This window comes from Leptolyngbya sp. AS-A5 (assembly GCF_039962495.1).
GTDB lineage: Bacteria > Cyanobacteriota > Cyanobacteriia > Leptolyngbyales > Leptolyngbyaceae > Leptolyngbya.
On record NZ_JAMPLL010000064.1, the window covers coordinates 1 to 10,832 of the forward strand.

4 protein-coding genes and 2 rRNA genes are annotated in these 10,832 nt (G+C 48.1%); 1 reads left to right on the forward strand and 5 read right to left on the reverse strand.

Going from position 1 to position 10,832, the window contains the following annotated elements; genetic code table 11:
* Nucleotides 1-112 (reverse strand): 16S ribosomal RNA (locus NC980_RS25655); the annotation flags it as partial.
* A gap of 404 nt (nt 113-516) precedes the next feature.
* Nucleotides 517-6,258 (reverse strand): PAS domain S-box protein, encoded by a 5,742-nt coding sequence (locus tag NC980_RS25660; protein ID WP_242026581.1) that lies wholly within the window; start codon nt 6,256-6,258, stop codon nt 517-519.
* Between the two features lie 704 nt (nt 6,259-6,962).
* On the opposite strand from NC980_RS25660, the gene NC980_RS25665 reads away from it, so the two are divergent.
* The gene (locus tag NC980_RS25665; protein WP_190375753.1) at nt 6,963-8,513 is read left to right on the forward strand and encodes a hypothetical protein; all 1,551 of its coding nucleotides are present in this window, start codon (nt 6,963-6,965) and stop codon (nt 8,511-8,513) included.
* A gap of 327 nt (nt 8,514-8,840) precedes the next feature.
* Here the strand turns inward: NC980_RS25665 and NC980_RS25670 are convergent, their stop codons facing one another.
* From NC980_RS25670 to rrf, 3 genes are all read right to left on the reverse strand, one after another.
* Nucleotides 8,841-9,269 (reverse strand): hypothetical protein, encoded by a 429-nt coding sequence (locus NC980_RS25670; protein WP_131603891.1) that lies wholly within the window; start codon nt 9,267-9,269, stop codon nt 8,841-8,843.
* Nucleotides 9,266-9,856 (reverse strand): ParA family protein, encoded by a 591-nt coding sequence (locus NC980_RS25675; protein ID WP_131603892.1) that lies wholly within the window; start codon nt 9,854-9,856, stop codon nt 9,266-9,268. Before NC980_RS25675 ends, NC980_RS25670 begins: the two co-directional genes overlap by 4 nt.
* A gap of 864 nt (nt 9,857-10,720) precedes the next feature.
* Nucleotides 10,721-10,832, reverse strand: a 5S ribosomal RNA gene (rrf, locus tag NC980_RS25680); the annotation flags it as partial.

A 10,832-nucleotide genomic window follows, 5' to 3' on the forward strand; every position in this document is an offset into this window, starting at 1 on the left:
CTCACGCGTTACTCACCCGTCCGCCACTAAAGACCGAAGTCTTCCGTTCGACTTGCATGTGTTAAGCATACCGCCAGCGTTCATCCTGAGCCAGGATCAAACTCTCCATGTTGGTGTTTGAATGGCTCCGAAACTTATTTCTGTTCCGGAAATTTCTCTTTCGCTTTAGCCTTGAAAATTCACTTCAAGACTTAAATATTAACGAGAGCTAATTGCTAATTCTGGCTTTCAAACTATGTGATTGTCTAGGTTCGTCGCGTCAACTTTCGTTTTCTAACGCTTTCTCACTATAGCACGAGGGTTAGAACTTTTGTCAAGAAAATCAAATCTCAGTCCGCAGATTTACAAGATGCTAGTTGTAGAATCTGACTTCCTGTTGAAGAAGGAAGGGCACCACTACATTTCTTCCAGTAGCACGGTGGTACGGTGAGGTGGAGGGTTACTGTAACTTCTTCAGATACAATTCAACCCTAAACTCAATTCTAAACAGTTGGGAATGAATACGAAATCACAATGCTAGCTTTGGACAGCATTTGTTGCAATGAGCGATGAGACTGCTTTTACCAATTCCTCCGGTTCAACCGGCTTCGAGAGGTGCATTTGAAATCCTGCGGCTAAGGCTTGCTGCTGATTGACCTCTCCAGCATAAGCAGTTAGGGAGATCGCTTTGAGGGTACCTCCTTGGTCCGGTGACCATTTTCTAATTTGCTGAATTAGAGAGTAACCGTTCATTTCTGGCATGCCAATATCGCATAACAGGAGGTCGGGAACTGACTGATTCAGGAGAAACAGTGTCTCTGCCGCCGAACTTGCTGTTGTCACTTGTGCACCTGCTTGGGTCAGGATGAATGATGCCAACTCGCGCATGTCCGCTTCATCATCCACCACCAAGACGCGAATTCCGGTCAAATCTACCGCAGCTTCTGCATTCTCAGTCTCTGAAGCGGGTGCCTGCTCCATCTGATTCAACGGCAGCCGAACGACAAAGGTTGCGCCTAGATCAGGTCCCAGGCTCTCTGCCCAAACGCTGCCTCCATGCAGTTCCACCAATTGACGCACGATCGCCAGCCCCAATCCCAACCCCCCAAAATGTCGGGTAGTGCCGCCGTCTTCCTGGCGGAAGTAATCAAATACGTGAGGGAGAAACTCTGGATGAATACCCTTTCCTGTATCTTTCACTTGAATTTGAGCATGAGTGCCAACTTGCTCTAAGCACACCTCGACTCGCCCACTAGACGGCGTGAACTTCACGGCATTCGACAGGAGATTCCAAACGACCTGTTGGAGACGGTTTGTGTCACCCAAGACGCTTCCTGAGAAGGAATTCAGGGTGGTTTGAATTTGAAGCTGTTTCGCTTCAGCCGCTAGGCGGACGGTTTCTAGAGCCGCTTCAATAGTGATGGCTAGATTCACGGGCGCAATGTTTAGGGACATTTTTCCTTGAAGGATGCGGGAAACATCGAGCAAATCTTCGATTAATTGCGCTTGCAGTTTCGCATTGCGTTCGATCGTGTCTAACGCTTGGTCAGTTTTGGTCGCGTTCAGGTGCTTCGTGCGTAACATTCTTGTCCAGCCAAGAATGGGATTGAGCGGCGTTCGCAATTCGTGGGACAGGACTGCCAGAAACTCGTCTTTGATTCGGTTAGCGGCTTCGGCTTTGGCACGATCGCGTTGAGCGATTTCATAAAGCTGGGCATTGTCGATCGCTAACGAGGCACGATGCGCCAATTCTTCAGCTAATTGCAGATCTACTGCGGTGTAGCGTCGTCCAGATTCAGCCGAAATAAAGGAAATGACTCCAATAATTCGTGCTTGAGTTCGTAATGGTACAGTCATGACGGAATTGAAACCGACTTGCCGTAGGATCTCTAGATGTTCGGGATCGCGGGCAGCTTGGACGAGCAGTTCATCAGGAATCTCCGGCACGAAATCAGGTAGTCCTGTTCGCAAGGTTAAGGCTGCACCACGAGCAGCGTTCGGGTCTAGTGGATACTTCTCTTGCAACTGATGCGCCCATTCCAGTTTCGCAGGGTTGATGTGGGCAGTGGCGATCTGGTCAATGGTGTTATCCTCCTCAACGATATGAACGGTACACCAATCGGCAAGTTCCGGGACAATCAACTGGGCAACCCGCTCTAGGGTTGTTTGATAGTCCAGAGAAGAGGCGAGTACTGCACTGGCTTCGGAGAGAAACTGTTGGGCACGTTCTAACCTAACGCGTTCCGTCACATCGACCACATAGACGAGGATGCTTTCCACCTGGTGATTGGCGTTGATGGTTGGCAAATAGTAAACGTTGTAGTAGCCGGGACGACGATCGTTCCGTCCAGGAACATTCACTGCAAAGCTCGGTGAAATGAAGGGTTCTCCGGTTAAGTAAATTTGGTGAAAGACTTCGACTAGTTTTGGATCGGGCTGACCAAACAGATCTGGAATTGAATAGCCTAAATGTTGCTCACGGGTTAATCCGTTAATTTCAGCTAAGGCTTCATTGATAGCAATGAATCGTTGATCGGCATCCAATAAAGCCAAGCCGATCGGGGACGTTTCAAAGAGGGTTGCCAATTGCTGTTGTGCCGCTTCGGACTGGGAGCGAGCAAGGCGTTCGCGCTCTATCAGTTGCTCTCGTTCCTGCTCCGCTTGCTTGCGCTCTGTGACATCTGACACGAGCGATAATACCGAAGTCATTCGCCCCGATTTATCTCTGAGGCTGGAGTTATACCATTCGCAATGCACAACATTGCGATCTTTCGTGTAATTGCGGTTAGATGAAAAAATATGGGGCTCCTCACCATAAACCAACCGCTGACAGACATCAGAAACTGCTTCTAGGTCTGCTTCAAAGACAAACGGAATCTCAGTCAAAGATCTGCCCAGAATTTCTTCAGCTTTCCAACCCAAAATGCGCTCCGCACCAGCAGACCATCGAATGACTCGAAAGTTATGATCCCATTCCACGACTGCCATCGGTGTGTTTTCAACATGGAAATTGAGCTTTTGTAGAGTTTGATGCAATGTTTCTTCTGCTTGCTTGCGCTCTGTAATGTCAATCACAACGCCAATAGAGTGCTTCGGCTGTCCTTGAGCATCATAGGAAAACTGCCCTCTAGCTTCGACCCAGTGAACCGAGCCATCCGCCCAACGCAGGCGATATTCGTGATGGTACTCGGTTCGCTCCTGAGTTGCTCGTTGCAGCTTTGTCTCCGTTTCTGCTAAGTCATCTGGATGAACCCGACTTCTCCAAAGTTCGTAGCTCGGCTCATCTTCATCTGGCTGTAGATCCAGGATGGTGAAATGTCCTGCTGACCAGAGGAGCGTTCCTGTTTGCAGATCCCAGTCCCAGGTGCCCATCCGTCCCACTTTAAGCGCAAGTTGCAGGTGGGCTTCCCTTTCTCGTAATTCCGCTTCTGCTCGCGATCGCTCCACCGCCAGCCAGGTTTTTTCAGCAATGCGCTCCAGCAATGCCACCTCTTCTGCTGTCCACTGACGAGGAGCAACATGGTGCAAGACTAACAGTGCCTCAAATCGTCCTGCTTTGACAAGGGGAACACACAGCAGCGATTTAGTCTGAATTGCATCAAAAGCTGCTGCCCCTGATCCAGCCGTGCGAGGATCGCGATCGACATCCTCAACCACAACGGTTTTGCCCTGCTTCAGTTCTGTAATGATGTCTAAACCGAAGGAATTCATGCGGTGGCTACCCACAACGCTGATGACACCGTTGCAGTAGTCGTGATCGACGATGACGTATTCCTGGGTTGGATCAATTTCACCGTAGGTACAACGCGTGACATTGAAATATTGCCCAGTGGAACTCACCACTTGCCACATGATTTCTTCGGAGTGTTGAAAGGCACGAATGGCATCATTCAACTCGATCAAGAACTGTTGTTGTCTTTCTTTACGCTGAAGTTCTTGGAGTAAAACTTCCGCTTGCTGACGAGCTTGGACTTGGGCAGTGACCTCAATACCATGAATCAAGATGCTGTCGATGCAACCATCAATGTCTCTGAGCGGTAGAAACACAAAATTGAAAAAGCCTTCAACGAGATTGCCATCCCTATTTGAGTCCCAACGAGAGAAGCATTCCTCTTCTCGAATAATTTCTCCAGTCTGATAGACCCGATCGTAAATCTCAGAATATCCCTGACCTGCTATTTCGGGAAATACTTCGCGTGCCGTCTTACCAAGAATGTCTTCAGAGCGTCCGGACACAGTGAGAAACTTAGAGTTCGCAAGTTCAAAGACGTGATCAGAACCCGACAGCACGGCAAACATAGCAGGCACTTGCATCAGAATGTCTCGCAGCCGCTGACGTTCTTTTTCAGCTAATCGACGGCTCGCCTGTTCCCGCTCTAACAGGCGATCGCGTTCAGCTTCGATTTGCTTGCGTTCTGTAATATTGACCGAAACGCCCAGCATTCGCGTGGCCTGTCCAGCCTCATCGAGATAGACGCGTCCCTGACTTTTCAGCCACAGTATCGTGTCGTCAGGGCTGATCACTCGGTATTCCTCAGAAAAGGAGTGATCCCCCGCAATCGCTTGTTCCAGCGCTTGCCAGACGAGGGGTCGATCGTCGGGATGAATCACCGCACGAAACGCTTCTGCGGTACCTACGTGCATACCGAAAATCTCCAGCGCGTTTGGAGAACAGACCACTTGATTGGTTGTGAAATCGGTGTCCCAAGCAATCATTTCAGCAGATGCAAGCGCAAGCTGTAAGCGTTCCTCGGTCTGCCGCAGACTTTCTTCAATCTGTTTGAGTCGAGTCACATCCTGAAACATCCCAATGCCGATGGCGGGATGTCCATGCATGGCTGGCAGGGTTTCTCCCCAGCATAGGGTTGAGCGAATGCCGCCAGGCGTATACCAGTTCATCTCATAGTTTTCTAGCCGTTCTCCCTGAGCAATTAGAACGGCGGGCATTCTTTCGGTTGGGATGCGATCGCCATTCGCGTCGGTGCAGTAATAAACGTCGGTATATTCATCCAAAGATTTGTCTTTCGGTAAGTCACCCCCTGCCAATTCATTCGCAATCCGATTGGAAAAAGTAACTCGTGCGGTTTCGGGTTCGATAAATACGGTTGGCGTTGGCATTAAATCCAGCACTGCTTCCAACCATTTCTGCTGATTTTCCAGGGCTTCCGTTTGCTGTCTCAGTAGCGTTTCAGTCTGCTTGCGCTCCGTAATATCTTGAAACACCGCGACCGTCGCCAGAATTCGCTCCTGCTTATCTAAGATTGGACTTGAATTGACTGAAATAACGGTATAGCTGCCATCTTCTTGGCGTAGCTCCATTTCCTCTCGGATAATCACTTCACCCGTTTTGAGCGATCGCATCAAGGGATACTCATCCGGTGCATAAATCTGCCCATTCGAGCGAAATACTTCAAACGGGATAACGCGTACATAGTCCTCTAGCTCGCGAGTCTCTTCAAAGTCATATTTGACAATTTGTTTGGCTTGTTCGTTTGCGAGCACCAACTTGCCAGAAATGGCATCCGCGATGAAAACTCCTGCGGGCATCTGGTGCAGAACTGCCTCAAATTTTGCCCTTTCCGTTTCCAACGCTTGAAGTAATTGTTCTCGTTCCGCCTCTGCTTGCTTGCGTTCTGTCACATTGCGAAAATAAACGGCAATCCCTTCGGCAGAAGGATAAGCATTGGCTTCCAGCCAACACTGAACAGATTTTCCAAATTCTTCCCATGTCACCGGAACTTGTTCTGCCACGGCTTGATGCATCGCTTGATAAGCGACTCCACCTACCAGTTCAGGAAAAACGTCGTTCCAAACGTGTTTACCCAGCAATTCTTCGGGAGTTTTGTGCAAGATTTGAGCGGCTGCCTGATTGACATAGGTGTAGTGCCAGTCCCGATCGAAAGCAACAAAAGCATCGGTGATACTTTCTAGAATGGTTGCTACTTTGCGCTCAGTCGTTTGGGCACTCGTATTTAGCGCTTGTTCTAACCGTGCCTCTAACTCCTGCTTCTGACGTTGTAGGGCTGCATTTTCCTGCTCTTGCTCAAGAAGTTGGTTTTGAATCAACGCCACCGGAGCATCTGGTGCTGTGGATTCGTTAGAAGGCTCCGTTTCAAGATTGCGCGCAAAGTGTTCAACTACCTCAGAGCGAGAAATTCCTCGTTTTTGTGCTTCCTTGTCGAGCGATCGCCAGGCTGTACAGGTAAGCGAGATGCTAATACGTTGTTTGGTTTCTGAATCCCAATTTTGAACAAACTTACCTGTGGCATCGCGCTTCATAAAAGAGTTAACCGTATGCGTAAACGGAACACTCTATTAAATCTGACTTGCGCTCTCCTATATATCTTCCCTAAGGGCGAGGATCTCCATCTCGTCTAAACTCACTTAGAAATAAGAAAGAGTTGTGTTGCAAAAAGTTATAGAGTCAGCATTCCTGCTAAAAATCGACTTGCTGAGTCAGAGATTTTTAAAACATATTCAAGTTTGGAAGCGAATCAAATATACTCACTACAGTCCAATTATTGAAACGAGAAAAACAAAGGATGAACGACCCAGTTTCCAATCTTGACGCGCAAGAGATCAACATCATGGTTCAGGAGTCCTAAAAGCCAAAAACCCCACCGCGCAAACAGAAGGGGTCAATGGTTTTTATTCAGTCCGAGGATAGGACGGGAACGCTAACTAACGCTTTGGACAGGCTGAAGTTAGGTTACCCAGCTTTACTTGCTTTTTAGCCCAGCTATGACCTAGCTACGAAAAGCTAAGCCAATTTTAGAGGCTTTAGAAGCAATGCCGAAGAGGCAATGCTGTGTGCCAATGCTGTGTGCCAATGCTGTGTGCTATGCCAATTTTAGAGGCAATTTGCCAAAAGATGCAAGATTTTTAGCAAATTATCTAAAGCTGCATAGCTTCCTATCCCGGTAATACAGGCGTAGGGAGTTGATTATGAATTTGAGCATTGATGGAATCCGGGGGCAGCTACCATGAAAATAGCTCCCTCTCGACAATTTGAATCGATTCAGGACTGGCAGGATTCCTTCCTTGCCCTCTGGACTCATCGGTACGATTACCTCTGGGCAGAGCATCCTCATCCAACAGCGTCACCAAACTGGCAAACTGAAAGCCGCTACCCCCTTTCAGATCGTCTGATCCAGCAAGGCAGCTATCTTTACGGTGTCCGTTTTGGGCAACAGACCGACTATTTTCTGTTGGACATTGACCGAGGCAGCGTGTACCATCCCAGCCGAGATCCCCTGGCTTGGCATCGTATCTGCGAGTGCCTAGAGCGATATGGCTGGGTGAGGGCGATCGCGCTCACCTCCAGCTACAGCGGTGGACTCCATCTGTATTTCCCCTTCAAGCACCCCCAGAAAACCTGGGAGATTGCGTTGGCAGTGTCAACGATGTTAGAAAATGCAGGCTTCAAATTGGCACCTGGGCAACTCGAGGTCTTTCCCAACTGCAAGCCTTACGCTGCCAACGACGAACACAGCCTCTACAACGGGCACCGCCTCCCCCTGCAAGCCGGGTCTTACCTGCTAAACAGTGACCTCCAACTTATCTGGGGCGACCAGCAAACCTTTGTCCAGCACTGGCGATTCGCTCAAGCCCAAAATTGGGTCGATAAAAAGGCGATCGATCGCCTGATAAAAGTTGCCCGTCGCCAACAGTTTCGAGTTACCGGCAAAGCCAACCAGTTTCTCAATGATTTGAATGCTGAAATTGAACAAGGCTGGACTGGGCACGGGCAGACGAATCGATTGCTCGGACGCATCGCCATGCGCTCCTACATCTTTGCTCATGTCCTGTATGCCGCTGTACCGCTTGAAGGAGATGCCCTAGTTCAAGACATCGTTGCGATCGCGAGATCACTTCCTGGCTACGAGGACTGGTGCCGCCATCAGCATGAGATCGAAGAAAGAGCGAAAGAGTGGGTGCGATCGATTGAGCAGAGCCGCTACTTTCATTACGGTAAGAGCAAAATCCCCAAAGATCCCGATCCGGACATACCTAATAACCCAGAACCGAGTTGGAACCATCAACAACAAATGAGTGCAAGAGAACGAATCGAACAAGCCATGAGCGACTTACGGAAAAAAACAACGTTACCGAAGGGCATCACAGAACGATTTGATGCCCTCGTAGCTTATGGGATTAGCGGTGCTACTCTGTATCGTCACCGGGACTTATGGCATCCCCGTTACTTAGAGAATAATCAAAGCGACGATCGTCAAAGTGGTGTTGAGCAGGATTGCTTATGGAGAGCATCCTGCTCAACCAACCCCACAAGCTTATTGAGGGAAAATGGGTGTAATACCTTGACTGGAGAGGACTCTAGCTCCTTGCAAGAGCAGGAAGAAGCTGGGTCAGGGTGTAATGCTGGGAATACGGCAGCAAGTCCTGCTCAACATCGGGAGAAGAGCCCAAAAGAGTGGATTGCTCTCATTAAGCGCAAGTTGTCTCAAGTTCAAGAACAACGCCGTCAAGAGGAGGCACAGCGAAGAAACCGATTTTGGCAGGATGACCCAGATTAAGAGCGTGCTACAAAATTAGGTGTTTATCTTCAAAGTCAGAAGCAGCTACTGAACCCCTAGCAGGATTATCCATTTCCGGGTTTAGTCAGCGATTGCTATGGGAATTAATCCTTCCATCCGCTTGATCTGGTCGAGGGCTTCAGCCAGACTTGCTGACACTCGATGCACCTCAATTTGGGCGATTACGGGCGATCACCTGCCGAGCTAGTGCCTCCAGTGCTATCTTCTAGGACGCGGATAACACCCGGGGTTGTCGATCAATGGCCCAAAGCGAACTAAGGACATATCCTTCTTTTGTCCTTTAGCCCAACGATTACAGTTTGAATTTTAAGATTTTCGCCTTGGCGTAATTCCAGAAATGTGAATTTCCATATTTTCACCTTGCCGCCATTTCACCCAGGCAAAAAGCAGCAAATCTACCAATTCTGATTTATCTACTTCAATTCCTTGCCGTTTCAGCTTTAGCAATTCGTCTTCGACATCCAAATCAGTATCGCGCTGAATGTAATAAGTTCTTCCAACCCAGTCATTATTAGACCGTTTTCCAGTTGCAGGTCTTCCTCTACCTCTTTTCTGAGAAGACAGCTCTATCGGTACAGACGGTTGAGATGAATGAGACGAAATCCGCTCAGTTGGTACATCAGTACGATCTGCTATTGGTAACGATTCTGTGATTTCAATAGGGTTAGATGACTCTATGGTCTCTGTTTTTTTACGATTAGCGATCGCTTTAGCAAACAAGTTCTCTTTGCTCATCCCAAAATCTCCTTTCCGATAGCGCTATAGTCACTCCATGCAATTCTTGCTTTTGGATCGCGGCTTTCATACACGGGAACACCTGCTAGGGCTGCTTTCTCATAAGCAGCATACTCGCGAATTGATTTGCGAAAGATTGGGTATTCAGACAGTGCTTCTCGTGCTTGTTCACCCGTTTTGCGCGTTGGGGGCACGATCGTCAACAAAATTCGATAACGATTACGATCGCAATCCAAAGATTCGAGCAAATCTACTGTCTCCAACGTTGCCTCAATTGCAAGAATGTCAGGACTGCAGGGAATGATGAGCAAGTCACAACCTTCAACGAGAGCTTCTAAGTCCTCTTTCCCTGGTCGTGCTGCGGTGTCAAAGACAATATGCTCGTAGTTCTTGGTATGACGTGGGGATTGCATTAAATCAACGACTTTGAAGGGTAGTGATCCTCGACTCGCCCACTTCAGTGATGACTTGTTTGGATCACCGTCGATTAACAATGTGCTGTTATCTTGCGATAAGCAGCAGGCGATATGAATTGCGCTAGTTGTCTTTCCCACGCCACCCTTGGTAGAGGCAACGGTTATCAGCAAGGTTAGTTCCTCACGATTGATAGATAGCACACAAGTAACATTTCTTCAGATTTTCGTCAATTTGCATTTTTATATTTTTGAATTTATCTATTTTCGCCAATTCAATATTCTAAAATGGCGAATCTGAGTAATCCAGTCAAAGCTTTGTTACCGCACTGTAATACAGTCTTGTTACAACTTTGGACTATTTTTGGACTGATAAGCATACTACAACGACATTCAAACCTGCATTCTCTCGTTCATTCCAATGCCTAATTCAACCCAACTTATAATGACTCAATCCCCTCTATAGCTTGGAATTGAGCCATTATAAGTTGGGTTGAACTTCTGCGGCGGGCGCAGAAGCGCGATCGTACAGAAACCATCTTCAATAACTCAACCACCCTGAGTTATTGAAGAACTGAAAGTTCAAGTTAAATCGGGAGTGACAAACTGGATTGCTCCTCTCTTCTTTCCAACTTCGCTGGCTAAGGATCCACTTTTCTCCAGATCACTCACCCTAACTCTAACTTCAAGTCAATACCCCATCCCTTTGTGGGTAGGGTGTTGACCCCCTGTCTTTTACTAGACAATTCCAGAACCAGATTCACGGTGAGCGAAGTTGCACCAGTACTCTAACAATTTTGGCTGTCAAGAGCTCGCATGACTACTTAGACTACTTCAATTCTTGCGATCGGGTTCGTTTCTTTCACCTTTCCCGCTGCTGCGCCTTCGTTGGAGACTCACGTTTATTGTTTAATGCGTTGGAGAGTCACGATAAGCAGAGCAAGACCTAAGCTTTCTGCTGCAAGCCTCATGAAGTGAAGAAAGTGAAAAGCCGAACGCATTCACAGAAATGAATGCATTCGGCTCTTCTAATCAATACCCTGGCAGCTAGCTATTTTGACAAGAGGCTACCCTCTCACTATCGTCGCCGCAAATGCGTTTCACCACTCAGTTCGGGATGGATGAGCGTGGGGCCACACCGCCATCACCA

Bases quoted from the DNA above. Each gene is read 5' to 3' on its own strand.
- NC980_RS25660 (WP_242026581.1), bottom strand. From the start codon at position 6,258: ATGAAGCGCGATGCCACAGGTAAGTTTGTTCAAAATTGGGATTCAGAA.
- NC980_RS25665 (WP_190375753.1), top strand. From the start codon at position 6,963: ATGAAAATAGCTCCCTCTCGACAATTTGAATCGATTCAGGACTGGCAG.
- NC980_RS25670 (WP_131603891.1), bottom strand. From the start codon at position 9,269: ATGAGCAAAGAGAACTTGTTTGCTAAAGCGATCGCTAATCGTAAAAAA.